Raw genomic sequence first — 26950 nt, forward strand, 5'->3', positions numbered from 1 at the left:
ATGTTGTCATTCGTTATAGTCAAATTATGGGGTAAATGCCCTTATTTTTAGAGTGAAGGGAATGGAACGAACATGCAAGGACGAGTAAAATGGTTTAATGCAGAAAAAGGATTTGGGTTTATCGAGCGTGAAGACGGTGATGATGTTTTTGTTCATTTTTCTGCAATTCAACAGGATGGGTATAAGTCGTTAGAAGAGGGACAAAAAGTAGAATTTGACATTGTAGATGGTGCGCGTGGACCACAAGCAGCGAATGTTGTGAAATTATAATTTCGAACGAAGAGTTTTGTGAGAAACATAGAGCTGGGGTTGTGGCAACGGTTTATATATATTCAATTTAATCTTCCAAAATATAAATTGCGGCTATGAAGAACAGAAGGAGACTTTCACCTATTGTCCCCTTCTGTTTTTTTTTGCGTGGCATGGGGGGAAAAGTCCTGTCCGCTCTTATGCAAAGACGGACGCTCGTTCTCACCAAAAAGAAATGGTTGTATATGGTTCTTTCAATTTATAACTTTAATTTGATTTCACGGCACATAAATTACGGTTATGAAAGACAAACAGGGACTTCCGCTCATTGTCTCCTTGTGTTCTTACATGGCACGGGGCTAAAAAAGGCCCTGCCCGCTACTAGCCATGGGCGGATGCTCCCTCCCGCCTAAAAGAGATGGTTGTGTTTTCGGTCGGTCTTTCCATTCAAATGATAAAAATGTTGTCAAAAAGTTGTTTCTTTTCTGTAACGAATTGTCCATACTTATATTCGTTATTTACGATGTTAATAGGGTAAAATGTAAATAGAAACGATGCATCTTTTCTTTTCAACAAAAAACGATAAAAAATTTCAATTTCCCTAACTTTTTCAAAAAAGTTAGCAGGAGTTCTTAAGCCGTTGTCGAAATTGTATACATAGGCTTGAAAGGAGGAATTCATCTATGAAATTCAACATTCGTGGTGAAAATATTGAAGTAACTCCAGCATTAAAGGAATATGTAGAGAAAAAACTTAGCAAATTAGAGCGTTATTTTGATACATTTCCAGAGATTAAAGTTAATTTAAAAGTATACTCTGACAAGCAACGTATCGAGGTAACAATTCCATTTACAGATTTATTACTTCGTGCAGAAGAAACTCATAGCGATATGTACGCTGCAATTGATTTAGTGGTTGATAAAGTTGAGCGACAAATTCGTAAACATAAAACAAAAGTAAATCGTAAATTACGTGAAAAAGGCTCTCCGAAAACTGCATTTATCCTTACAGAGCCAGCGGTAACGTTGGAAGAAGTGAAAGAGGATGAATTAGAGCTTGTACGTACAAAACGATTTGATTTAAAACCAATGGATGTTGAAGAAGCCATCTTACAAATGGCTATGTTAGGTCATAACTTCTTCGTCTTCACAAATGCGGATACAAATGAAACTAATGTTGTCTATGGCCGCAAAGATGGAAAATATGGATTAATTGAAACAAAATAATAAGTAAAGAACGCAGCTGTAAAAGGCTGCGTTTTTTTATTGTGTATAAAATGTTTTACGTGTAGACCGATGAAACATATGAAAGTCTTTGAGTTTTCACTCTATTATTTTTGGGAAGACATACCGCTGTCTCATAATGGAACAGGAAACAAAGAAGTTTAGTAAAGGATGAGATCGCTATAAAACGCCTATTAATCAAAATTTCAGCTAATTTAGGCTATGCGTTTGGCCAGTTGTTGTCATAGCTATAAAACAAGTGTTACAATTATCATTAGGTTTATACTTTTTTTGTTTTTTTAATTAGGAGAGAAAATGCTAGAAAATAAATTTGCGTTTTATAACGACTGATTAGTGAGCAGAAATATAGAGCACGATCGGAAGTTTTATTTTAATAAAAGAGGAGCGTATTTCCTATGATCGGTATTTTAAAAAAGGTGTTTGATGTAAACCAGCGCCAAATTAAACGTATGCAGAAAAATGTGGATCAAATAGAAGGGTTTGAATCATCGATTCAATCGTTAACTGACGAACAATTAAAAGGGAAAACAATTGAATTTAAAGAGCGTCTTACGAAAGGCGAGACAGTAGACGATTTATTACCAGAAGCTTTTGCGGTTGTTCGTGAAGCAGCGACACGCGTTCTTGGTATGCGCCCTTATCCTGTGCAATTAATGGGTGGTATTGCCTTACATGAAGGGAATATCTCTGAGATGAAAACAGGGGAAGGTAAAACATTAACTTCTACTTTACCGGTTTATTTGAATGCTTTAACAGGTAAAGGTGTTCATGTTGTTACAGTCAATGAATATTTAGCGCAACGTGACGCAGGGGAAATGGGACAACTACATGAGTTCCTTGGCTTAACAGTAGGAATTAACTTGAATAGCATGTCACGTGAAGAAAAGCAAGCTGCTTACGCTGCTGATATCACATATAGTACAAACAACGAGCTTGGTTTTGACTATTTGCGTGATAACATGGTGCTATATAAAGAGCAACGTGTTCAGCGTCCGCTTCATTTCGCAATCATTGATGAAGTCGATTCCATTTTAGTTGATGAAGCGCGTACGCCGCTTATCATTTCTGGACAAGCACAAAAATCAACAGAACTATATATCTTTGCAAATGCATTTATTCGTACGTTAGAAAATGAAAAAGATTACTCATTTGACGTGAAAACGAAAAATGTCATGTTAACAGAAGACGGGATTACGAGAGCAGAGAAAGCTTTCCATATTGAAAACTTATTTGATTTAAAACACGTTGCACTTCTTCACCATATTAATCAGGCGCTTCGTGCACACGTTGTAATGCACCGCGATACAGATTATGTTGTACAAGAAGGCGAAATTGTAATTGTAGACCAATTCACTGGTCGTCTTATGAAGGGCCGCCGCTATAGTGAAGGTTTACACCAAGCGATTGAAGCAAAAGAAGGCGTAGAAATTCAAAATGAAAGTATGACATTAGCAACCATTACATTCCAAAACTACTTCCGTATGTACGAAAAGTTATCAGGTATGACTGGTACAGCGAAAACGGAAGAAGAGGAATTCCGTAACATTTATAATATGAATGTTATCGTGATACCAACAAACAGACCAATTGTTCGTGATGACCGTGCGGATTTAATTTTCAAAACGATGGAAGGAAAATTCAATGCGGTTGTTGAGGATATTGTAAAACGCCATAAGCAAGGGCAACCAGTTCTTGTTGGTACAGTTGCAATTGAAACATCTGAACTTATTTCAAACATGTTAACACGTAAAGGTGTACGTCATAACGTCTTGAATGCGAAAAACCATGCACGTGAAGCGGATATTATTACAGAAGCAGGACTTAAAGGCTCTGTAACGATTGCGACAAACATGGCTGGTCGTGGTACGGATATTAAACTAGGCGAAGGTGTAAAAGAAGCTGGTGGCCTAGCGGTTATCGGTACAGAACGTCATGAAAGTCGTCGTATTGATAATCAGTTACGTGGTCGTTCTGGTCGTCAAGGAGACCCTGGTGTGACGCAGTTCTACTTATCAATGGAAGATGAATTAATGCGCCGATTCGGTGCAGATAATATGAAAGCGATGATGGATCGCCTTGGTATGGATGATTCACAGCCAATCGAAAGTAAAATGGTATCTCGTGCTGTAGAATCTGCGCAAAAACGCGTAGAAGGAAACAACTACGATGCACGTAAACAGCTCTTGCAGTATGACGATGTACTTCGCCAACAACGTGAAGTAATTTATAAGCAACGTCAAGAAGTAATGGAATCTGAAAACTTACGAGGCATTATCGAAGGTATGATGAAATCTACTGTAGAACGTGCTGTTGCCCTTCATACGCAAGAGGAAATTGAAGAGGATTGGAACATTAAAGGTCTGATTGACTACTTAAATACAAACCTTCTTGAGGAAGGTGATGTTAAGGAAGAAGAAATACGCCGCCTTGCACCAGAAGAAATGAGCGAGCCAATCATTGCAAAATTAATAGAGCGTTATGATGAAAAAGAAAAACTTCTACCAGAAGAACAAATGCGTGAATTTGAAAAGGTTGTTGTATTCCGCGTTGTAGATACGAAATGGATGGATCATATCGATGCGATGGATCATCTTCGTGAAGGTATTCATTTACGTGCTTACGGTCAAATTGACCCGCTTCGTGAATACCAAATGGAAGGATTCGCAATGTTTGAATCCATGATCGCTTCCATTGAAGAAGAGGTTTCTCGTTACATTATGAAAGCAGAAATTGAACAAAACTTAGAGCGCCAAGAAGTAGCTCAAGGTGAAGCAGTTCATCCGAAAGATGACGGTGAAGAAGTGAAAAAGAAACCAGTCGTAAAAGGTGAACAAGAAGGACGTAACAACCTATGCAAATGTGGCAGTGGTAAGAAATATAAAAACTGCTGTGGTATTGGGAAATAAGGAAAAGTGGCGCCGACTGTTCAGCACCGTTGGCTAAGGTTCTTCCGCACAGAAAGTGATTTGTACTTTCTTGTGCGGAAGCGGCTCGTTCAGAATGTGAGGAGGATGGAGCTCCTAACAGAGAGGCGTAGTTTGCCTCGCAGGAAGGCGCTCAAAATCGACCTTACACGAAATTTTATTTTCAAAATGGAAAAGTTTTAAAAGTATCCATATAATAAAAAGGGACAAACTCTCTCTGTAATAAGCGGAGGGAGTTTCCCTTGTTTTATATAAAAGCGATAGCAATTACATAGAGGTGAAGAGCATGGAACTAGTAGAAATTAGGCAAGAATTAGAGAAAATGGCTAAGAGATTAGCGGCTTTTAGGGGGTCTCTTTGACCTTCCTACAAAGGAAAAACGCATTGCAGAATTAGAAGAAACAATGATGGGTGCAGGCTTTTGGGATGATCAACAAGGCGCACAAACTGTAATTAATGAAGCGAATGCGTTAAAAGAAATGGTTGGGAAATTTCGTCAGTTAGATGAAACATTCGAAAATCTAGAAGTGACACATGAACTTTTAAAAGAAGAATATGATGAAGATTTACATGAGGAATTAGAATCTGAAGTGAAATCTTTAGTTCGAGAAATGAATGAGTACGAGCTTCAGCTATTATTAAGYGATCCTTATGATAAAAATAATGCGATTTTAGAACTACATCCAGGTGCTGGTGGAACAGAATCACAAGACTGGGGTTCTATGCTATTACGTATGTATACACGCTGGGCTGAAAAACGCGGATTTAAAGTAGATACAGTCGATTATTTACCAGGCGATGAAGCAGGAATCAAAAGCGTAACATTGTTAATTAAAGGTCATAACGCTTACGGTTACTTGAAAGCAGAGAAAGGTGTACATCGTCTTGTACGTATTTCACCGTTTGACTCTTCAGGCCGTCGTCATACATCGTTCGTATCTTGTGAAGTTGTACCTGAATTTAATGATGATATCGAGATTGAAGTGCGTACGGAAGATTTAAAAATAGATACGTACCGTGCAAGTGGTGCGGGTGGACAGCACGTTAATACGACGGATTCAGCGGTTCGTATTACACATACGCCAACGAATACGGTTGTAACATGTCAATCCGAGCGTTCGCAAATTAAAAACCGTGAACATGCGATGAAAATGTTAAAGGCGAAATTATATCAAAAGAAATTAGAAGAACAGCAAGCACAGTTAAATGAAATTCGTGGTGAACAAAAAGAAATTGGCTGGGGTAGCCAAATTCGTTCTTACGTATTCCACCCATACTCTCTAGTGAAAGACCACCGTACAAATACGGAAGTTGGTAATGTACAAGCGGTTATGGATGGAGAAATTGATCCGTTTATTGATGCATATTTACGCTCTCGTATTTCTTAAGAAAAAAGCCAACGGACTGTTGGCCTATCGTTGAGGAGATAGCGGGGAATAATGAGGTACATCTTGTCTGTATTGATAAGAGAAGGAGGAAGAGGAGTTGGGTGACAACTTCTCTTTTTGATGAGCTTGGTTTTATGATACAAGGTCGTATATTGTTTTGTAAAAAGTGAAAAATATTAAGAAGCAAGCTATAAATGATAAGGAAGCCGTATAGAATTTTTCCTTTTTTGTTTTGCAAAAACAGTATCTTTATAGTAATTTATATTTGTTCACAGAATTGAAACAATTGGTGAAAGCTTTATATGAGTAGGGTTCTCATCCCTTTTGTAAAAAATATCCTATGAAGGTTGGTTTTTCTATAAGGGGATAATTATTATAATGGCAAGTGAGAGCTATGTGAGAGTATGGCTATATCAATAATAAGAAGGATATCAACAATGGGGGGCGATAAAAGTGAAAAAGAAATTGTTGGCTATTGTATTAGGAACATCATTAGCTTTTACTATAGGAGCATGTGGAAAGAAAGAAGAAAATAAATCTTCTAATCAATCTGCAAGTACAGATAGTGCAGAGCAAATTTTCAAAAAAAGTTGTGCAGGTTGTCATGCTAGCGACTTATCTGGTGCAACTGGACCTGATTTACGAAAAGTAGGCGGTAAATACGACGCGGCGGAGATTGAGAATATTATCCAAAAAGGGCGCGGGGCAATGTCACCAGGAATTATTCAAGGTGAAGATGCAAAAAAAGTATCAGAATGGTTAGCAGAACATAAGTAAGAAAAGCGGAAGTGGCTTGTTTAAAATCGTAGGACGTTGGAACCCCCGACAGAGAGGCATTTTTTGTCTCGTCCGAGGGAGTGAAACGGCCGGAGATTTTAGCCACTGCAGCTAGACAAAAGAAAAGCGGAAGTGGCTTGTTCAGAATAGAAGGAAGAAGCAAAGACACTGAGCATTCTAGCCGCTAAAGCTAGAACGTAAAAAAAGTGGAGCTGACTGTTTAGCAGTGTTGGCTAAGGGGCTTTTTTGTGTGGAAGGTTTTTAGACATGATGGGCTAAACAGTCAGTTTTTTGGGTTGTTTTATAAAAAGCTAGACTTATAAGATGATTCATAAAATGATTCATAAAATGATATAGACTTGTTTATGATATATATGTATCCATTTTGATTTTAAAATATATAAACTGCTACTATGAAGAACAAAAGGTGACCTGTACTCGTTTTCTCTCTTTGTTTTAACTTGGCATGGGGTAGGAAAAGGATCTGACTGCTTCTTTTATGTTTGTTTTTTCAATTTGTACTTATATAGTTAGGAATTAACCTTTTATCGAGGAAAGGGAGCTTTGAATAACTGCTTTTTCTTGTTTCTTTTTGTGCTGTAACATAACTGTAACAAAATTGTATCCGAATTGGAAACCGAATGATGTTACAATGTAGTTTGTAGAATTTTGCTGAAACATGTACATAAGCAACAGTGATAGACTGAAAATGCTGTTACTGTTATTTGAAACAACAGAAATACTTCAATAGGTTTGTAGTACAGCAGAGTGTAAGTAAGAGTGGGAGCTTTTGCTTTCATGTTCAGATAGACAGAAAAAGTATGTCGAAAAAAATCATTAAGTATTGGGTGATAAATAATGATAAAAATGACGAATGTTTATAAGGAGTATCCAAATGGTATGAAAGCCATCGATGGACTCACAGTTAGCATTAAGCAAGGTGAATTTTTATACGTAGTTGGACCGAGTGGAGCCGGAAAATCTACATTTATTAAGATGATGTATCGTGAAGAAAAACCAACAACAGGATCTATCAATGTGAATGGACTTGTAATTGAAACGTTAGCAGAGCGAGATGTACCATATTTTCGCCGTCAGCTAGGCGTAATTTTCCAAGACTTTAAATTGCTACCTAAATTAACGGTATATGAGAATGTAGCGTTTGCTTTAGAAGTAATTGAAGAAGAGCCTGATGCAATTCGTGAGCGTGTTACTGAAGTACTGGGTCTTGTAAGCCTTGAAGATCGTGCGGACGCACTTCCAACTGAACTTTCAGGTGGAGAACAACAGCGTGTGGCGATTGCAAGGGCGATTGTAAATAAGCCCAAAGTTGTGATTGCCGATGAGCCGACAGGAAACTTAGATATTGATACAGCACTTGATATTATGAGTATCTTTAAACGTATTAATGAACGCGGTACAACAATTGTTATGGCAACGCATAATGCAGATATCGTAAATACAATTCGTCATCGCGTAATTGCGATTGAAGGCGGAAAAATTGTTCGAGATGAGATTGAGGGAGGATACGGATATGAAGACTAAAACCCTTAGTCGGCATTTACGAGAAGGTGTAAAAAATCTATCCCGTAACGGATGGATGACGTTTGCTTCTGTCAGTGCAGTAACAGTTACATTATTACTTGTAGGTGTCTTTTTAACAGCGATTATGAATATGAACCACTTTGCAACGAAAGTGGAGCAAGATGTAGAAATTCGTATACACATTGATCCAGCGGCGAAAGAAGCGGATCAAAAGAAATTGGAAAAAGATCTTAGCAAAATTGCAAAAGTAGATTCTGTTAAATATTCTTCTAAAGAAGAAGAGTTAAAACGTTTGATTAAAAGCTTAGGTGACAGCGGAAAAACGTTTGAGTTATTTGAGCAAGATAATCCACTTAAAAACGTATTTATTGTAAAGGCGAAAGAACCAACAGATACAGCTACAATTGCGAAAAAAGTTGAAAAAATGCAGTTTGTAAGTACAGTCCAATATGGTAAAGGCCAAGTTGAAAAATTATTTGATACAGTGAACACAGGCCGTAATATTGGGATTTTGTTAATTGCTGGTCTATTATTCACAGCAATGTTCTTAATCTCTAATACAATCAAAATTACAATTTATGCACGAAGCACGGAGATTGAAATTATGAAACTTGTAGGTGCGACAAACTGGTTTATCCGTTGGCCGTTCTTATTAGAAGGTTTATTCTTAGGTGTACTTGGTTCAATTCTCCCAATTGTTGTAATTTTATCTACTTATAATTCGCTTCAAGGTATGTTTAACCAGAAGCTTGGAGGAACGATTTTTGAACTTCTTCCATATAGTCCGTTTGTATTCCAACTTTCCGGTTTATTAGTGTTAATTGGTGCATTAATCGGTATGTGGGGAAGCGTAATGTCAATTCGTCGCTTCTTAAAAGTATAAAAAGTTGCAAACATAATTCGTACAAGCTTATCATATAGTAGAAATAGGTAAAGGCATCACACAATGTGTGATGCCTTTTGCTACACCACCTGTGTGTTCTGGAAAGGGGAATTCCGCATTGAAACGTAGAGTTGCGATTATTGGAATGATTGTTGCATTTTTAATTGGTGCTGGCGGAATGTTTGCAGGTATGTATATGTTTGGAATCAATCCATCATATATGGCGCAAACAATTACAGGCGATAGTGCCGGCACGAAACAAGGGGATTTAGCTAAAATTAATGAGGCGTATGCACTGATTGATTCGCGTTATGTGGAAGACGTGAAGGATGAAAAGCTTGTTGAGGGTGCGATACAGGGTATGTTGTCGACGCTGAAGGACCCTTATTCCACGTATATGGATAAGGAAACAGCGAAGCAATTTACAGAGTCGCTTGATCCGGAGCTTGAAGGTATTGGTGCTGAGGTGAACAAAACGGATGGAAAACTGATCATTGTCTCTCCGATTAAAGGGTCACCAGCAGAAAAAGCAGGCATTAAGCCAAATGATCAAATTTTATCAGTAAATGGAAACAGTGTAAAAGATTTATCACGTGAAGAAGCGGTCTTAAAGATTCGTGGTAAACAAGGAACGGACGTTACGCTTGAGATAAAACGTTCAGGAGTAGCAGATCCACTAGAATTTAAAATTAAACGTGAAAAAATTCCGATTTTTACTGTGTTTAGTTCTGTAAAGAAAGAGAAGGAGAAAAATATTGGTTATATCCAAATTACATCTTTCTCTGAAAATACAGCGAAAGAATTTAAAGATCAATTAAAAGAACTTGAAAAGAAAGATATAAAAGGCCTTGTCATTGATGTACGTGGTAATCCAGGAGGTTACTTAAATAGCGTACAAGATATTTTAGGATTAATTATGACGGACAAAAAGCCAATGATGCAAGTTGAACAACGAAATGGTGAGAAAAAGAAATTCTCAACTGCATTAAAAGAGAGAAAATCATATCCAATTTCAGTATTAATTGATAAAGGAAGTGCATCGGCTTCAGAAATTTTAGCAGGTGCATTAAAAGAAGGCGAAGGATATGATTTAGTTGGTGAAAAAACATTTGGAAAAGGTACTGTTCAGCAAGCTGTTCCGTTTAAAGATGGCAGCAATATTAAACTGACAATGTTTAAATGGCTTACACCAGATGGCAATTGGGTTCATAAAAAAGGAATTGCCCCAACGGTGGAAGTGAAACAGCCAGATTATTATCATGCAACGCCAATTCAAATTGAGAAAACACTTTCTTATAATTCAAATGATGTACAAGTGAAGCATGCGCAAGAAATGCTGAAAAGTTTAGGATATGTACCTGGACGTGAGGATGGATACTTTAGTAAGGAAACAGAGTCGGCTTTAAAAGCATTCCAAAATGCAAATGAAATGGAAATGACAGGTCAGCTTGATAAAAAGACAGCTGAAGCGATTCAAAATAAAATCATTGAAAAGATTCGCTCTGGTGAAAATGATCTGCAATTGCAGGCAGCATTAAAATTAATGGCGAAATAAGGAAAAATACAGGCATATTATTGAAGGCACTGAAAAAGTGTTTGCTTTGAAAAAATAACACGAATTTTATCAATATGTTGAAAAGAAAAAAGAGTCCATTACCTGTATATAGTAGGTGATGAACTCCTTTTTCTTATGAAGTGGACTTTTTCAGTGGCCTAATATTATTGCCTGTATTTTTTTGTATGTGTTTATCCCGCTACTTATGAACGGTAACACTTCTATCTCAAAATTTAGAAAAAGAAAAGAAGGTAGATGGGGGATGGAGAAAACTCCACTGATTAAAGTTTCACTTTATGATAAGATAAAAAGAAAGAATAAATGGTGGTGAAGCGATTCGTGGAGGCGTGGTCTTTTGAGATAATGCGAGCAGTTGGGCGTTTTTTCTTACACCCTGCTGTCTATGTATTTTTGATAAGTAGCATTTTTGCTGGATACTTACGTATATTACGAGAACGAAAAGATTTTTCTTTTAAAGTATATGATATTTGGTTTGAACTACGAACATCCTTATTTTCAGGAGTTGGATATGGATTCGTTGTATCCATCATAACAGTTGGAGCCGGACTAGTTATGTCGCAAGCAAGTATATGGATGATTTTAATTTGGACACTAGTATTTGGACTAGCTGCTCAATATAGATATTTATCTCCTGCTTACACATTTGGCGTGGCGATTGTAGCAGCTTTATTATCTTCTAAACTTCCAATCTCTTTCTTACAGCTTGGAGAAGGAGAAGAGAGTACCATTGCATCACTTGCCATTTTAATTGGCTTGATGTTAGTAGTAGAAGGATTATTAATTTCGAAAAATGCGGTGCGGCATTCAACGCCTAAGATGCGTAAAGGAAAGCGCGGTTTAAATATTGGACTACATGAATCAAAGCGTTTATGGCTCGTTCCGATTTTTATTCTTGTGCCGGGAGATGCTGTTACACAATTTGTTTCGTGGTGGCCGGTCATTTCTGTTGGTTCACAAACGTATTCCTTATTCCTTGTACCGTTTTTAATTGGCTTTATGCGAACAATTAGAAGTGAGGAACCGACAGAAGCATTATTATTTACAGGAAGACGTATATTTGGTTTAGCGACCCTTGTTCTTGTTTTAGGGGTGGTCAGTTATTGGTGGCCTGTTGTAGCTATTCTTGCGATGGGAGTCGCGATGCTTGGTCGCTTTACTATTGCGATGCGGGAACGTATAGCTGATGAAACGCGCCCAGCATATTTTGCAGCGCGCGATGATGGATTAGTTGTATTAGGTATAATTCCGAATACAGTCGGTGTAGAAATGAATCTGAAGCCTGGAGAGGTTATTACGAAGGTAAACGGTGTAATTCCTAAAAGTGCAGAAGAGTTTTATGATGCGCTTCAGTCCAAGACGACAGGGGCATTTTGTAAGTTAGAAGTACTTGATACAAAAGGCGAGCTCCGCCTTGCTCAAACGGCACTATATGCAGATGGACATCATGAATTGGGAATTGTGTTTGTAGAACAGAATCATAAGTGGGATACGGAAGCAGTGTAATTTAAAAGACCTTGTATATGTAATTTTAACAGAATTAGCGTACCATATAGGTAGGTAAGAAAAAGATACATATATAGGAGGCTGTAAAAAATGATCGTAACAACAACTTCTGTTATTCAAGGGAAAGAAATTATCGAGTACATTGATATCGTAAACGGTGAAGCGATTATGGGTGCAAATATCGTCCGCGACTTATTTGCTTCTGTTCGTGACATTGTCGGTGGCCGTTCTGGTGCATATGAAAGTAAATTAAAAGAAGCACGTGATATTGCGATGGAAGAGATGAAATCTTTTGCGAAGCAAAAAGGTGCAAACGCGATTGTTGGCATTGACGTAGACTATGAGGTAGTTCGTGAAGGGATGTTAATGGTTGCGGTAAGTGGTACAGCTGTCCGTGTGTAACATATAAAGAAAAAAGCCGTGCTCAGTACACGGCTTTTTGTATGCCTGTTATGTTGTATATTGTAGAAGCGACGATATATTTGCAGTCGAATCACTGATATTTCTTGGGAAATTTCAGGATCCTCGTCGAGATATCGGGAAGACATTAGAGTGCGTCCTTATAATTCCTGATTTTCTCCAATAACTGCTCATATTCTTGTTCAAGAATTGTAACATCATCATGTCGATCAGGCATCGAAATCGGGCTGATGATTTCTGTTAATTTTGTTTGCAATCGCAACAGTTCTTGCTCGGTAGTGTTTACAGAAGTTTGTTCTGTTCGATTCATATATTGATCATAGTTTCCATGGAAGAGTCGTGGTTCAGTCTCATCTATGTGTAAGATATAATCTGCAACCGAACGAATAAATGCACGGTCATGGCTAATGAAAAGGACGGTGCCAGGATATTCTTGTAACATGTTTTCTAGTTCTTCCTGAGTTGTTACATCTAAATAATTCGTCGGTTCATCGAGCAGAAGCATGTTATAGTTTCCTAAAAACACTTTCGCTAGTGCTACCTTTGTTCGCTCGCCGCCGCTCAGTGAGTTTGAAACGTTCGCAATGTGCCACTTTCCTTTTGCGAGGGAAGTGGCTGTTTCTAGTGTTTCTTCGCTAAACTGAGGAATGATGGTGATAGAACCGTGATGTGAGACAGTGCCTTCATCTGGCTCTATTTCTTTGCTTAAAATTTGTAATAGTGTAGATTTTCCGGCTCCATTGACTCCGACAATGCCGATGCGGTCATTTCCTTGAATTTCAAGCGATTGTACTGTAAATATAGTGCGGTCACCAAAGATTTTTTCAATATTACGTACGAATAAAATGGTCATAAAAAAACCTCCCTAGTTTCACTAGAGAGGATAGACGTCACCCATAGATGTAAAAAGTGTGTAGAAATAAGCGATGCACATATTTTTACACGATCGCGATAAAAGAAAGTATCGACAAATGGACAGACTCATCTTCTTCTAGTTTTCATCATTTTGTTTCACTATGCGTGATGGATGAATAAATAAGAGAATTAGAACTTCATTGGCCGGGTTACCTTCCTTTCATAATGTTATTTTTATTGTATGCGTATACGTATACAAAGAGATTTGTCAAACTAGTTTCTGGTTATTATTTCCGGAATTGTTCATTGTATAGTTTCGCCTTTACTAATGCTTCTTTATCGTTTGAAATTTCATCCGGTGCATTAGCATCACCGATAATGTAGCCTTCAAAAGAAGAACCGATAAAATCAAAGATGTATTGAAATTGTGCGATAAGTGGTAATGCCTTTAACTTTGGATTATCTCCACCAACAATGACAACGTACATCTTTTTTTCTTTCATCTTTTCTTTAAAATGAAGGGATCTATCACGTAAACTTTGTGACCAGCGATCAACAAAGTTTTTCATATGTCCGCTCATCCCATACCAATATAGAGGTGTAGCGAAAATAATTGTATCGTGTTCTAGCATTTGCTCAATTAGGTTTTGGTAATCATCATCTACTGGTTGAAATCCTTCTGCTTCATGACGTTGGTCTGTAATAGGATGAACGGTATGATCCCGTAAATAAACTTGTTCTGCATCGATACCATCAATCATCATGTGTGTAAGGGCTTCTGTATTTCCATTTGAACGGGAGCTTCCGTGTATAACGAACATATGCAATCATTCCTTTTCCTTCGTTTTTTTTAGGAGTGAAACATGCTTCTGTAAATTCGCTTGAATATTGGAGAGCAGTGAAATTTGCTTTGTTACCTCAGCCAGCTTTTCTTCGTAAAGTGTAAGAATACTACTGCATGGATTTTCGTATAATTGTGGTTCAATTTCTAAGCAGCGCAGCATTCTTGCAGTTTCTTCTAAATTCAAGCCAAGCTGTAAGTACATCTGAATGAGTTCAACTTTTCTGGTGGCACTTGCCTCAAAATCACGATAGCCATTTGTAAGGCGTTTCGAAGGAAGCAACCCTTTTTCTTCATAATGCCTTAATGAACGTTCACTGACGCCAGTTCGCTTTGATAATTCTCCAATTCGCACTGCACTTCACTCCTTTCGTATATATTGTAAACCTTCACACCAATGTGAAGGTCAACTCTGTTTTTGTGCAAATGAATGAACGTGGTCTAAAAAGACTTGAATGGCTTTGGAAGGAATAAAGTATTTGCCACGAACGATAGAGAAAGGGCGGATGAGTTTTTCGTTTGGAACTTCGACATGGAAAAGTTCTTTTGCTTGTAGCTCTTTCCTTACGGTCCAGTCAGAAAGGATTGCAATGCCGAGCCCAGCAGCAACGGCTTCTTTTACACTTTGAATGCTGCTAAATGTAAAGAAACGCTTCATTTTTAAATGGTGCTGATGGATAAAACGATCGCTATAGGCGCGTGTTCCAGATCCCATCTCCCTGAGAATCCATACTTGATCTTGAAGTGAAGCTTCGTTAATTGCATGTGCACCCAGAAGAGGATGTTTTGGTGGAACGACTAGTTTCATTTCATCTTTCATAAAAGTCTCTACATCTATATCAGTGTATACGACTTGACCTTCTACTAAGCCAATATCGATTTGGTTGGAACGAATGCTTTGGAGAACTTCTTCTGTGTTGGAGATAAACGTGTGTACTTCCACACGCGGATTTTCATTGGCGTAGCGTGCTAATATTTTTGGGAGTAAATATTCACCAATTGTAAAACTTGCCCCGATGCGCAGTGTTCCTGTAACAACGTTATGTAGTTCGTTAATTTCTTGTTTTGCTTCTTCATAAAGAGATAGCATTTGCTTCGCATGTATGTATAAAATATTGCCAGCTTCCGTAACTTGGACATGTTTTGGAGAACGCTGAATGAGCGTAGTGCCAAATTCGTTTTCTAAATTGCGAATATGCATGCTGACGCCAGGCTGAGAGAGATTGAGCAATTCTGCCGCACGAGAGAAATGCTTTTGTTCTACGACGGTCACAAATATTTTTAAAATATCGACGTTCATGATGTTTGCTCCTTTGCTCTTTTGTTATTGATCTAGAGATTAGCTTCGRCTTTTCTATTGTCTAGCTCCGGCGGCTAAAATCTCCGGTCGTTTCGCCCCCTCGGACGAGGCGAAAAGTGCCTCTCTGTCGGGGGCTCCAACGCCCTGCGATTTTGAACAAGCCGCCTTCACTTTTTTAGTTTATCATAAGTTTTTCTGATGATTGAGATTGAATATTGATATTAAACTTATTATTGGAATGCTTTTATAATGGAAGTATAAGAAACATGCATGTTTTAATACGATTATTGGAGTGATCCAAAGTGGAACAAACACTTGTTATACAAAAGAAGAAGCGTCTCGGTTTTTCGCAGGGGATTGGGATTACATTGTTGATTGCGATTAGCGCGAAATATTTAGCAGAGCTTCCATTTTTAAATATTATGGGCCAATTAGTTATCGCTATTCTAATTGGAATGATTTGGAGAGCTACAATTGGTGTTCCAAGCGAAGCGATAGCGGGAACGAATTTTGCGAGTAAGAAGTTACTTCGCTTCGGAATTATTTTGCTAGGTATGCGATTAAATCTTGTTGATATTGCAAAGGCTGGGCCAAAGGTGCTAGTTATTGCAGCGATTGTCATTGCTTTTACACTTGTTGTTGTATACGCATTAACACGCGTTTTTAAAGTAGATAAGACACTTGGGATTTTAACAGCATGCGGGACGGCAATTTGCGGCGCGGCCGCGGTCGTGGCAATTGCGCCGCAAGTGAAGGCGAAGGACGATGAAACAGCGGTCGGTGCAGCAATTATTGCTATTTTAGGTACAATTTTCACGTTAATTTATACTTTATTATACCCAGTTCTTGGATTATCCCCGTATAGTTACGGTGTATTTTCTGGAGCGACGCTGCATGAGATTGCACATGTCATCGCTGCTGCGGCGCCAGGTGGAAGCGCGTCTGTTGATATTGCGGTTATTGTAAAATTAACGCGCGTTGCCATGCTTGTACCGGTAGCGATTTTAATTGGTTTATGGTTTAAGCGTAGTGAGAGAAATGAGCAAAAGGGTTCTTGGCGTGATATTCCGATTCCGTGGTTTATCTTAGGGTTCTTGGCAATGAGTGCATTTCATTCATTAGGTGTTATACCGGAAGTGGTAGCAGGATACATCGTAATCCTTGCTTATATGCTCATTGCGATGGCAATGGCGGGACTTGGTTTAAATGTAGAATTTACGACATTCCGTAAATTAGGAAGTAGAGCATTTGTCGCAGGGTTAGTGGGATCTGTTTGTCTTTCTGTTCTCGGGTATATTCTTGTATATGCGTTAGGTTTTATGTAAGGTAACAAAAGGAGGCATAATCGGTATGCCTCCTTTTCCTATTTCATGAATGCTTCCACATCACGGCGTAAAAGGGTAATCATAAAGGATAATTCCTTTTCCACTTCAGTAAATTGTTCTTCTTTCACAAGCTGGATAATTTTTTGTGTGCGTCTAAAGCGAAATGGGCGTACAACTTGTATGATAAGAGGTAAGGCTTCCTGTTCAAGTGTAGATAATGCTCGTTCTTTCATATAGGCTGATAAAAATTCATAAAAGCAGTCATCTTGTTCATCCCCCATAAGTTCATATGCTAAAAAAATAGCTTCTCCGACGAGATGGTTAATAAAAACTTCATCACCAGTGATATTGAAATCAATAAGGGATTGAAATGTATCGTTATGATCTAGCAAAATATTTCCCTCTATTTTGTAAAGATATCTTTACTTAAAACTGGAAAATATTTATAATAAAAGTAAAGATATCTTTACTTTTAAAGGTGGATCCTATGGGTGTAAAAAACAGAATTAAAGAACTAAGAAAGCAAAATCACATAACGCAAATTGAAATGGCAAAAGCAATGCAAGTGACAAGACAAACGATTGTGGCGATTGAAAATCATCATTACAATCCGAGCTTGGAATTGTCACTGAAGATTGCAAAGTATTTTGGGATGAAGGTGGAGGAAATATTTACGTTGGAGTAAGGGGGAAGAGAGCATGAGAGATGATAAACAATTGTACATAGTCACGATTTTAGGGCTATTTGCAGGAGACATCCTAATACGCATTATGGATTCTTCCATACCGATATTGCCGTTAGTGGTTAGTAATATTTTAGCAATCGTATTTTTGACTTTGTACGTTTATTACAAAAAGTGTAAATACAAAAAAGAAGAGCTTCCAGATGTAGATGAACGAGTGCAGGAGAATATAAAAAGATATTTAAATATCTCGTTTTTATTTTCGTTCATTCTTTTTATTACTTACATTTGTATGAGTAAAGCAATCGGGAGAGCTGTAATACCAATACCAGAAATATTTATTGTGTGTAGCTTCCTATTTACAGGTAGTTTAATCGTGACAACTATATTTGGAAAACGAGCATAAAGAGCGGATAGAGGTGGAATGAGGATGCAAGATGAATACGAAAGACATCAGTCAGATAAAGCCTTTAAATATTTAGGGGTATTTTATGCGCTAAGCTTAGCGGTATGGGGTATGTATAATTTGATTGTTTACGGAAGTGCTGGAACGCCATTTATTCTTTTTGTAATTGGACAGTTTATATACTTTTTTGTGAACTATTGGCCGAAATGGCAGTTTAGAAAGGTAGAAGAGAGTGAGTAGTGAGGTATGTTCTACAAATAGATAAATAAAGGGGAAACGGGATGGGATTACCGATTTAATCCCGTAAAAGCTGTTTACATGAAGCGTGTAAACAGCTTTTTTTGCAGTTTTCCACAAAAACACTTGAAAGTTACGTTACGTCATCTTTTACAATGAAAGAGGAAAGGGTGATGGAAATGATCTCAATTCAAGAACTTACAAAGGAAACAGGAGTTACGGTAAGAACACTTCGTTATTATGATCAAATTGATTTGCTGAAACCAAGCGGGAAAACAGAAGGTGGACACCGTTTATATAGTGAAAGGGACGTCATTCGTTTGCAACAAATTTTATTTTTAAAAGAAATGGGTTTCTCGTTAAAAGAGATTATGAATATACTAATGACAGATGAATTTAGCTTAAGAGAATCATTAGAAAAACAGCATAAGTTTGTACAAGAAGAGCAGAAAAAGTTTAATCGGATGGAACGGATTTTACAAGCTGTTATGTATTCGGCTGAGTTAGAGGGAGAGTTAGATTGGAAAATTATGTTCGAACTTATTCAACTTTCGAGGCAGTCTCCTCGTATACGTGAAGTATTTCAAAAGCGAGTGTTTTCAGAGGATGAGCAAAAACTTCTTCGCAATTTGCCAAATATGAGCGAGGAAGATGAGGATGTTCGAGAATGGGTAGATCTGTTAAAACAGTTACGCAGCTTTATGAAAGAAGGGAAGGATGCATCTCATGATGACGTGCAAGAAGCTATAAAAAAGCTAATGGCTAAGTGTTTGGAGATGGCAAATGGGGATGAAGCATTTCTAGATAAATTATGGGAAGTACGAAAGTCAGAAGAAGACTCGCAGAAGATGAATATGTATCCAATTGAAGAGGAGCTTCTAGTGTATATGGATGAAGCTTTTCGTATATATGATGAGAGGGAGAAGGAGAAATGAGTATACTGGCAGAGTATCGTTGGTATTTCTTAATTGGTGCAGAAATTGTGTTTTGGATATCAGCAATTGGTTTCTTTTTACTTCGTTACGGATTTCGATTACGGAAAGCCAGTTTCATTGCTGGCATTGTGTTACTTCTCAATGAAGTCTTTATTTTAGCTTTAGGTGTCATGGATTATTATGAAACTGGTAAGTTTTCTAACTTTCAAATCATTACGATAGTGATATTATTATATGCATTCTTCTATGGGAAAAAAGATCTAAAAAAATTAGATGTATGGGTACAAAAACTTGTTGCAAAGTGGCGGAATGAGCCGATGCCTATTATAAAAGAGCCAGTAGAAGTTACGGGCTGGGCTTATGCGAAACAGGAAATGGGGCAGTGGGGCTTACATCTCGCTTTGTTTATCGTTGTTCATATTGTCTTTTTCTTTATGTATGGACTCGTGCCGATTGAACAGTGGGGAAATTGGCTTGAAAAAGGAATTGTGTTAAATGAGGCCGCCAGCCGTGTGAGTCAAGTTTGGGGAATTGTATTTTTAGTTGATACGGTAATTACATTCTCATATGTCATTTTCCCCAAAAAAGAAAAGAAGCTGCTGTCCTAATGGGACAACAGCTTTTTCATTATGCAACGTCTTCTTTTTGTTCATTTTGTAGCGTACTATTTTTGTAACCGTAACTGAAGTAGACAACAAGTCCAATTACAAGCCATACTGCAAAGCCAATCCATGTTGTTGCTGGGAGCTGCAATGCGAGGTATCCACAGAATAGAACAGCTAAAGCAGGAATCCATGGTACTAATGGCACTTTAAAAGCACGAGGTAGTTCTGGTTGTTTTTTGCGTAAGATGATTACTCCGATGGATACAACGATGAATGCGAATAGTGTACCGATATTTGTTAATTCTGCTAGTTTGTTTAAAGGAATGAAACCAGCAAAGAAAGCAACCATAGTTGCAGTAATCCAACTATTGATAACAGGTGTTTGTGTTTTCTTGTTCACGCGAGAAAGTGCTTTTGGTAGTAAGCCATCGCGGCTAATTGCGTAAAATAAACGTGTTTGTCCATATAACATAACGAGTAATACAGTTGTAATTCCAGTAATTGCTCCTAAAGAAATGAAACCTGCGATCCAATCTTGTTGGATGTATTGTAGTGCAAATGCAACAGGGTTTTTAACACCTAACTGATCGTAAGGCACAATTCCAGTTAAAATTAATGAAACAACGATATATAAAATTGTACAGATTGTTAAAGAAGCAATAATGCCGATTGGCATGTTACGCTGTGGGTTTTTCACTTCTTCAGCAGCTGTTGATACAGCGTCAAATCCGATGTAAGCAAAGAATACAGTTGCAGCTCCAGTTGTTACGCCAGAGAAGCCGAACGGCATAAATGGTGTCCAGTTTTCAGGTTTGACATAGAAAGCGCCAACACCGATAAATAGTAAGACAACAAAAAGTTTGATAGCTACCATGATCGCATTAAAGCGAGCTGATTTTTTTGCTCCTCTTGTTAATAACAATGTCATTAGAAAGATGATACAGATTGCCGGTAAGTCTACGTATGTTCTAGCTTCAGGATTATACGCGCTTGTTAAAGCTGTAGGTAATGTAATCCCGAATCCACTTAATAGTCCTTGGAAATATCCTGACCAACCAGAGGCAACAGCTGAGGAAGCTAAGCCATATTCTAAAATTAAATCCCATCCTAAAATCCAAGCGATTAACTCTCCAAATGTTGCATAGCTATAAGTGTATGCACTACCAGATACCGGTACAGTTGATGCGAATTCAGAATAACATAGTGCTGCAAATACACAGGCTAAACCGGATAAAATAAACGATAGAATAAGTGCTGGTCCTGCGTGTTCTGCTGCGGCAACACCAGTAAGAACGAAAATGCCTGTTCCAATAATGGCGCCGACCCCGAGCATTGTGAGATCAAATGCACCGAGTTCTTTCTTTAAAGATGCCCCTTTTTGTTCTGCCTGTGCTAATAATGCTGAAATGGATTTTTTCCGAAATAGATTCATATAGATCCCTCACTCCTTAGTTGTTATAATATTCTGAAAAATATTTCCGTTTTGTCGTATCGTGTCGAATCTTTGTAGTTCGTATTCTAAAGTAAAATAATATTTTTGTAAATATTTATTTTTTAGAAAATTCTACCTATTAATATTGTTCTTCTAGTTAATCTCGTGTTGAATGATAGTATAAAGCCAAAACAAGCTGGAGAGGATTTAATATGAGAACAGGAATTGCCTCATTGTGTTTTCTATTTTGTATTGGAAGCTTAGTAGCATGTTCACAATCGGGCGGTAAAATTGATGAGAATAATGATGTGATTGCAAAAGGACATAAAATTTCTAATTTACATAAATTCGAGAAGTTCTTCATGAATGTTGAAAAAGGTAGAGCGGATAAAATATGCATTGTGAATTATACACATGAAGGAGATCCAATCTTTCAAACGTTAGAATATGATGGGAGAGAAATCAGCTATAAGGTAGATAATTCTTATGATAAATTTGCTGGTAAAGATAAAGGGATTTACTCCGATACTTGTAAAAAGATAATGAAAGATACTCGTGAAGATATAGGGTATACGCTACATGATTGTGTGAAAGAAACAGGTCATAATGGATATGACCTGTTTCGTATACCGGCAAAATAAATGGGATTAAAAAAGGAAGGAGCTTATAAAAAAAGAAACCTTCCTTTTGCTATGTTTATCCCGCTATTTGCGGGCAGTAAGACCCCCATCTCAAGATTCAGAGAGAAACGAGGAAGATAGGCGGGGGACAACTGCCCGTAAAAGATAGATTCATTAACCATCAGTAGAGATGAAGAAAACCCCTACTGATGGAAGTTTCACTTTATATTGTCGAAAACTTTACCGAATATCTGTTCGTTTTCTTGGTTTTTTCATGGGCATTCGTGGTAAAATGGGAATACAGATTTTTTACGAGGAGGTCGGTTTTGTTTGGAACATCAATTTGAGATTGTCTCAGAATATTCCCCGCAAGGTGATCAGCCAAGAGCGATAAAGCAGCTGATAGCGGGGATTAATAATGGTAAGAAACATCAAGTGTTGCTTGGAGCGACAGGAACGGGAAAGACATTTACGATTTCGAATGTTATTAAAGAAGTGAAGAAGCCAACACTTGTAATGGCTCATAATAAAACATTAGCAGGACAACTGTATAGTGAACTCAAAGATTTCTTTCCGAACAATGCTGTTGAGTATTTTGTGAGTTATTACGATTATTATCAACCGGAAGCGTATGTACCACAAACCGATACGTTTATTGAAAAAGATGCACAAATCAATGATGAGATTGATAAATTACGTCACTCAGCGACATCAGCTTTATTTGAACGAGATGATGTCATTATTGTAGCAAGTGTTTCTTGTATTTACGGCTTAGGTTCGCCAGAAGAATACCGTGAACTTGTGGTTTCTTTGCGCGTTGGTATGGAAAAGGACCGTAATCAATTGCTTCGTGAACTTGTTGATGTGCAGTACGGTCGTAATGATATTGATTTTAAACGCGGAACATTTCGAGTGCGCGGAGATGTAGTTGAGATTTTCCCAGCATCGCTTGATGAACATTGTATTCGGATTGAGTTTTTTGGCGATGAGATTGATCGTATCCGTGAAGTGAATGCCTTAACAGGTGAAGTATTAGCAGAACGTGAACATGTAGCAATCTTCCCGGCATCTCACTTCGTTACACGTGAAGAAAAAATGAAAGTTGCCATTGAAAATATTGAAAAAGAATTAGAAGAGCGTTTAAAAGAATTAAATGATAACGGTAAATTGTTAGAAGCCCAGCGTATTGAGCAGCGAACKCGTTACGATTTAGAAATGATGCGMGAGATGGGMTTTTGTTCGGGGATTGAAAACTACTCCCGTCATTTGACGCTCCGTCCAGCTGGTTCAACACCATATACATTAATAGATTATTTCCCTAAAGATTTCCTAATTGTTATGGATGAGTCGCATGTAACAGTGCCGCAAGTAAGAGCGATGTATAATGGGGACCAAGCGCGTAAACAAGTGCTTGTTGACCATGGATTTCGCTTGCCGTCAGCGATGGATAATAGACCGCTTATGTTTGAAGAGTTTGAAGAGAAAACGAATCAAGTTGTGTATGTATCAGCAACGCCGGGCCCATATGAACTAGAGCTTACACCGGAAGTTGTGGAGCAAATTATCCGTCCAACGGGGCTTTTAGATCCGCAAATTGATGTAAGACCAATTGAAGGGCAAATAGATGATTTATTAGGAGAAATCCATGATCGCATTGCGAAAAATGAGCGTGTATTGATTACGACATTAACAAAGAAAATGTCAGAGGATTTAACAGATTATTTAAAAGATGTTGGTATTAAAGTAAACTACTTACATTCTGAAATTAAAACGCTAGAGCGGATTGAGATTATTCGAGATCTTCGCCTTGGCAAATTTGATGTGCTTATTGGTATTAACTTGTTGCGAGAAGGGCTTGATATTCCAGAAGTATCACTCGTAGCGATTTTAGATGCGGACAAAGAAGGATTCTTACGTTCAGAGCGATCATTGATTCAGACAATTGGTCGTGCCGCGCGTAATGAACACGGTCATGTAATCATGTACGCAGATCGCATAACGAGATCGATGGGAATTGCAATTGAAGAGACGAAACGCCGTCGTCAAAAGCAAGAAGCTTACAACGAGGAACATGGCATTACACCGAAAACAATTCAAAAAGAAGTACGTGACGTGATTCGTGCAACAACAGCCGCAGAAGAAACAGAAGTATATGAAGCTGGGCCGGCTAAGAAAATGACGAAGAAAGAACGAGAAAAAACAATCGCGAAGATGGAAGCAGAAATGAAGGAAGCGGCAAAGGCACTTGACTTCGAGCGTGCAGCTGAGCTGAGAGATTTACTGCTAGAATTAAAAGCGGAAGGGTGAAAATAGTGAGCAAAGATTTTATCGTAGTAAAAGGTGCGAGGGCGCATAACTTGAAAAATATTGATGTAACCATTCCGAGAAATCAGCTCGTTGTTGTGACAGGTCTGTCTGGTTCAGGGAAATCATCATTAGCATTTGATACGATTTATGCAGAAGGGCAGCGCAGATACGTGGAGTCTTTATCCGCGTATGCGCGCCAATTTTTAGGGCAAATGGATAAACCGGATGTGGATACAATTGAAGGGTTATCGCCAGCAATTTCAATTGATCAAAAAACGACGAGTCGTAACCCACGTTCAACAGTCGGAACGGTGACAGAGATTTATGATTATTTACGCCTATTATTTGCGCGTATTGGGACACCGATCTGTCCGAACCACGGGATTGAAATTACATCACAAACGGTAGAACAAATGGTAGACCGTGTTTTAGAATATCCAGAGCGCACGAAATTACAAGTGTTAGCACCGATTGTATCAGGTCGTAAAGGTGCACATGTGAAAGTATTAGAGGATATAAAGAAACAAGGTTATGTTCGCGTTCGTGTTGATGGAGAAATGCTTGATGTGTCTGAAGAAATTACGTTAGATAAAAACAAGAAGCATTCCATTGAAGTCGTAATTGACCGTATCGTTGTGAAAGAAGGGGTTGCAAGCCGCCTTGCAGATTCTCTTGAAAGTGCATTGAAACTAGGTGGAGGTCGTGTATTAATCGATGTGATTGGAGAAGAGGAGCTTTTATTTAGTGAGCATCATGCTTGCCCGCATTGTGGTTTTTCAATCGGTGAATTAGAACCTCGTATGTTCTCTTTCAATAGCCCATTTGGTGCGTGTCCGTCTTGTGATGGGCTTGGCTCAAAATTAGAGGTAGATTTAGAACTTGTAATTCCAAATTGGGACTTATCGTTAAATGGGCATGCGATTGCCCCTTGGGAACCGACTAGTTCGCAATATTATCCGCAATTACTGCAATCTGTGTGTAATCATTACGGCATTGATATGGATATGCCTGTGAAGGATATACCGAAAGAGTTATTTGATAAAGTGTTGTACGGAAGTGGAGAAGAGAAGGTTTATTTCCGTTATGTGAATGACTTTGGACAAGTGAAAGAAAGTGATATTTTATTTGAAGGAGTTATTCCAAATATTGAACGTCGCTACCGTGAAACAAGTTCTGATTACATTCGTGAACAAATGGAGAAGTATATGGCGGAGCAGGCGTGTCCGAAATGTAAGGGCGGCCGCTTGAAGCCAGAAAGCTTAGCTGTTTTTGTTGGCGGAAAAACGATTGCGGATGTAACGAAGTACTCTGTTCAAGAAGTTTATGATTTCTTCGAGGGCATTGAACTGACAGAAAAACAAGAAAAGATTGCTCGTTTAATTTTACGTGAAATTAAAGAGCGCGTAAGTTTCTTAATTAACGTTGGACTTGATTATTTAACATTAAGCCGTGCAGCAGGAACATTATCAGGTGGGGAAGCACAGCGTATTCGTCTTGCAACGCAAATTGGTTCTCGTTTAACTGGTGTATTATATATTCTTGATGAACCTTCTATCGGCTTACATCAGCGTGACAATGATCGCCTGATTCGTACATTACAGGAAATGCGTGATTTAGGAAATACGCTAATCGTTGTTGAACATGATGAAGATACAATGATGGCGGCCGATTATTTACTTGATATTGGCCCTGGCGCAGGAATTCATGGTGGGCAAGTTGTGTCATCTGGCTCGCCAGATGAAGTGATGAATGATGATAATTCATTAACAGGGCAATATTTAAGCGGTAAGAAATTTATTCCGGTCCCACTTGAGAGACGTAAAGGGGATGGGCGTAAGGTCGAGATTATTGGTGCAAAAGAAAATAACTTAAAAAATGCGAAGATGTCATTCCCGCTTGGGACATTTGTAGCAGTAACCGGCGTATCTGGATCAGGAAAAAGTACGATGATCAATGAAGTTCTATATAAATCGTTAGCACAGAAATTATATAAAGCGAAAAGTAAGCCAGGAGCTCATAAGGAAATTAAAGGCCTTGAGCATTTAGATAAAGTTATTGATATTGATCAATCACCAATCGGACGTACACCGCGCTCGAATCCAGCGACATACACAGGCGTTTTCGATGATATCCGTGATGTGTTTGCGCAAACGAATGAAGCAAAAGTACGTGGGTATCAAAAGGGACGTTTTAGTTTTAACGTGAAAGGTGGCCGTTGTGAGGCTTGCCGCGGTGATGGGATTATTAAAATTGAAATGCATTTCTTACCGGATGTATATGTTCCATGTGAAGTATGTCATGGAAAACGTTATAATCGTGAAACGTTAGAAGTGAAATATAAAGATAAGAACATTTCTGAAGTACTAGGAATGACGATTGAAGATGGGGTAGAATTCTTTGCCAACATCCCGAAAATTAAACGGAAGTTGCAGACGCTTGTAGATGTAGGGCTAGGCTATATGAAATTAGGGCAGCCGGCTACTACATTATCGGGTGGTGAAGCGCAGCGTGTGAAACTTGCATCTGAATTACATCGCCGTTCTACAGGTCGTACGTTATATATTTTAGATGAGCCGACAACCGGCTTACATGCACATGATATTGCACGACTTCTAGAAGTATTACAGCGCCTTGTTGAAAGTGGGGAAACTGTGCTTGTTATCGAGCATAACTTAGATGTAATTAAGACAGCAGATTACATTGTTGACCTTGGTCCAGAAGGCGGAGACAAAGGTGGTCAAATCGTTGCATCAGGTACGCCGGAGCAAGTTGTAAAAGAAGAACGTTCGTATACAGGGAAGTATTTAAAAGAGATTTTAGAGCGTGATACGGCTCGTATGAAAGAGAAGATGAATGGGGTTGAAGTAGGGAGCTAAGCCAATTGGCTAGCTCCTTG

At 38.3% G+C, this 26950-nt stretch carries 25 protein-coding genes; 19 read left to right on the top strand and 6 right to left on the bottom strand.

Annotated features, from left to right (window positions below; all coding sequences use genetic code 11):
• The first annotated feature begins 72 nt into the window (after positions 1 to 72).
• From cspC to AC1DIT_RS00885, 10 genes are all read left to right on the top strand, one after another.
• Complete coding sequence (gene cspC / locus AC1DIT_RS00840; RefSeq protein ID WP_001162040.1) at positions 73 to 270, top strand: cold shock protein CspC; 198 nt, start codon at positions 73 to 75, stop codon at positions 268 to 270.
• A gap of 662 nt (positions 271 to 932) precedes the next feature.
• Entirely contained in the window at positions 933 to 1475 is a 543-nt protein-coding gene (hpf, locus tag AC1DIT_RS00845; RefSeq protein WP_016112539.1) for a ribosome hibernation-promoting factor, HPF/YfiA family, read from the top strand.
• Between the two features lie 413 nt (positions 1476 to 1888).
• Positions 1889 to 4399 (top strand): preprotein translocase subunit SecA, encoded by a 2511-nt coding sequence (gene secA, locus AC1DIT_RS00850; RefSeq protein WP_016112538.1) that lies wholly within the window; start codon positions 1889 to 1891, stop codon positions 4397 to 4399.
• Between the two features lie 304 nt (positions 4400 to 4703).
• Positions 4704 to 5805, top strand: a protein-coding gene (gene prfB / locus AC1DIT_RS00855) for a peptide chain release factor 2 (protein ID WP_097786915.1) whose coding sequence is annotated in 2 segments (ribosomal slippage) — positions 4704 to 4775 and positions 4777 to 5805 — 1101 coding nt in all. Because the reading frame shifts where the segments join, the coding sequence is not laid out codon by codon here.
• A gap of 453 nt (positions 5806 to 6258) precedes the next feature.
• Positions 6259 to 6582 carry a cytochrome c551 gene (gene cccB, locus AC1DIT_RS00860; RefSeq protein WP_016112536.1) on the top strand — a complete coding sequence of 108 codons (324 nt, stop codon included), beginning with the start codon at positions 6259 to 6261 and terminating at the stop codon, positions 6580 to 6582.
• Between the two features lie 858 nt (positions 6583 to 7440).
• Positions 7441 to 8127 (top strand): cell division ATP-binding protein FtsE, encoded by a 687-nt coding sequence (gene ftsE / locus AC1DIT_RS00865; protein WP_077294635.1) that lies wholly within the window; start codon positions 7441 to 7443, stop codon positions 8125 to 8127.
• Positions 8117 to 9010 (top strand): permease-like cell division protein FtsX, encoded by an 894-nt coding sequence (gene ftsX / locus AC1DIT_RS00870; protein WP_016112534.1) that lies wholly within the window; start codon positions 8117 to 8119, stop codon positions 9008 to 9010. Before ftsE ends, ftsX begins: the two co-directional genes overlap by 11 nt.
• Positions 9011 to 9128: 118 nt before the next feature.
• Entirely contained in the window at positions 9129 to 10565 is a 1437-nt protein-coding gene (locus tag AC1DIT_RS00875; protein WP_077294632.1) for a S41 family peptidase, read from the top strand.
• Positions 10566 to 10886: 321 nt separating this feature from the next.
• A complete protein-coding gene (locus AC1DIT_RS00880) occupies positions 10887 to 12089 on the top strand; it encodes a PDZ domain-containing protein (protein WP_051124575.1) in 1203 nt (400 codons plus the stop codon).
• A gap of 90 nt (positions 12090 to 12179) precedes the next feature.
• Entirely contained in the window at positions 12180 to 12491 is a 312-nt protein-coding gene (locus AC1DIT_RS00885) for a heavy metal-binding domain-containing protein (RefSeq protein WP_016112531.1), read from the top strand.
• 145 nt (positions 12492 to 12636) lie between these two features.
• Here AC1DIT_RS00885 and AC1DIT_RS00890 read toward each other — a convergent pair whose 3' ends face one another.
• The 4 genes from AC1DIT_RS00890 to AC1DIT_RS00905 all read right to left on the bottom strand — a co-directional run bounded on the left by AC1DIT_RS00890 (position 12637) and on the right by AC1DIT_RS00905 (position 15505).
• A complete protein-coding gene (locus AC1DIT_RS00890) occupies positions 12637 to 13362 on the bottom strand; it encodes an ATP-binding cassette domain-containing protein (RefSeq protein WP_016112530.1) in 726 nt (241 codons plus the stop codon).
• Between the two features lie 289 nt (positions 13363 to 13651).
• On the bottom strand, positions 13652 to 14185 hold the full coding sequence (locus AC1DIT_RS00895) for a flavodoxin family protein (protein ID WP_016112529.1): 534 nt from the start codon (positions 14183 to 14185) through the stop codon (positions 13652 to 13654).
• Positions 14186 to 14191: 6 nt separating this feature from the next.
• Positions 14192 to 14560 carry a MerR family transcriptional regulator gene (locus tag AC1DIT_RS00900; RefSeq protein ID WP_016112528.1) on the bottom strand — a complete coding sequence of 123 codons (369 nt, stop codon included), beginning with the start codon at positions 14558 to 14560 and terminating at the stop codon, positions 14192 to 14194.
• A 51-nt stretch (positions 14561 to 14611) separates the two neighbouring features.
• A complete protein-coding gene (locus AC1DIT_RS00905; protein ID WP_003201848.1) occupies positions 14612 to 15505 on the bottom strand; it encodes a LysR family transcriptional regulator in 894 nt (297 codons plus the stop codon).
• Between the two features lie 302 nt (positions 15506 to 15807).
• Here AC1DIT_RS00905 and AC1DIT_RS00910 point away from each other — a divergent pair, with 302 nt between their 5' ends.
• On the top strand, positions 15808 to 16830 hold the full coding sequence (locus tag AC1DIT_RS00910; protein ID WP_016112527.1) for a YeiH family protein: 1023 nt from the start codon (positions 15808 to 15810) through the stop codon (positions 16828 to 16830).
• Positions 16831 to 16868: 38 nt separating this feature from the next.
• Here AC1DIT_RS00910 and AC1DIT_RS00915 read toward each other — a convergent pair whose 3' ends face one another.
• On the bottom strand, positions 16869 to 17222 hold the full coding sequence (locus AC1DIT_RS00915; protein ID WP_016112526.1) for a hypothetical protein: 354 nt from the start codon (positions 17220 to 17222) through the stop codon (positions 16869 to 16871).
• 95 nt (positions 17223 to 17317) lie between these two features.
• Here AC1DIT_RS00915 and AC1DIT_RS00920 point away from each other — a divergent pair, with 95 nt between their 5' ends.
• The 5 genes from AC1DIT_RS00920 to AC1DIT_RS00940 all read left to right on the top strand — a co-directional run bounded on the left by AC1DIT_RS00920 (position 17318) and on the right by AC1DIT_RS00940 (position 19698).
• On the top strand, positions 17318 to 17515 hold the full coding sequence (locus tag AC1DIT_RS00920; protein ID WP_016112525.1) for a helix-turn-helix transcriptional regulator: 198 nt from the start codon (positions 17318 to 17320) through the stop codon (positions 17513 to 17515).
• Between the two features lie 13 nt (positions 17516 to 17528).
• Entirely contained in the window at positions 17529 to 17918 is a 390-nt protein-coding gene (locus AC1DIT_RS00925; protein ID WP_016112524.1) for a hypothetical protein, read from the top strand.
• 24 nt (positions 17919 to 17942) lie between these two features.
• A complete protein-coding gene (locus AC1DIT_RS00930; RefSeq protein ID WP_016112523.1) occupies positions 17943 to 18158 on the top strand; it encodes a hypothetical protein in 216 nt (71 codons plus the stop codon).
• Between the two features lie 170 nt (positions 18159 to 18328).
• Complete coding sequence (locus AC1DIT_RS00935) at positions 18329 to 19090, top strand: MerR family transcriptional regulator (RefSeq protein WP_016112522.1); 762 nt, start codon at positions 18329 to 18331, stop codon at positions 19088 to 19090.
• Positions 19087 to 19698: a hypothetical protein gene (locus AC1DIT_RS00940; protein ID WP_016112521.1), complete on the top strand. Its 612-nt coding sequence runs from the start codon at positions 19087 to 19089 to the stop codon at positions 19696 to 19698. The genes AC1DIT_RS00935 and AC1DIT_RS00940 overlap by 4 nt, the downstream gene beginning before the upstream one ends.
• Positions 19699 to 19717: 19 nt before the next feature.
• Here AC1DIT_RS00940 and AC1DIT_RS00945 read toward each other — a convergent pair whose 3' ends face one another.
• Positions 19718 to 21127, bottom strand: a complete 1410-nt coding sequence (locus AC1DIT_RS00945) for an amino acid permease (protein ID WP_016132403.1) — start codon at positions 21125 to 21127, stop codon at positions 19718 to 19720.
• A 212-nt stretch (positions 21128 to 21339) separates the two neighbouring features.
• On the opposite strand from AC1DIT_RS00945, the gene AC1DIT_RS00950 reads away from it, so the two are divergent.
• From AC1DIT_RS00950 to uvrA, 3 genes are all read left to right on the top strand, one after another.
• Positions 21340 to 21768 carry a DUF4362 domain-containing protein gene (locus AC1DIT_RS00950; protein ID WP_016112519.1) on the top strand — a complete coding sequence of 143 codons (429 nt, stop codon included), beginning with the start codon at positions 21340 to 21342 and terminating at the stop codon, positions 21766 to 21768.
• Positions 21769 to 22077: 309 nt separating this feature from the next.
• Positions 22078 to 24054, top strand: coding sequence for an excinuclease ABC subunit B (uvrB, locus tag AC1DIT_RS00955; protein WP_016131105.1), 1977 nt, complete (start codon positions 22078 to 22080; stop codon positions 24052 to 24054).
• Between the two features lie 5 nt (positions 24055 to 24059).
• Positions 24060 to 26930, top strand: a complete 2871-nt coding sequence (uvrA, locus tag AC1DIT_RS00960; RefSeq protein WP_033670868.1) for an excinuclease ABC subunit UvrA — start codon at positions 24060 to 24062, stop codon at positions 26928 to 26930.
• Positions 26931 to 26950: the final 20 nt, after the last annotated feature.

The sequence above is a fragment of the Bacillus sp. 05T22 genome, from assembly GCF_056396765.1.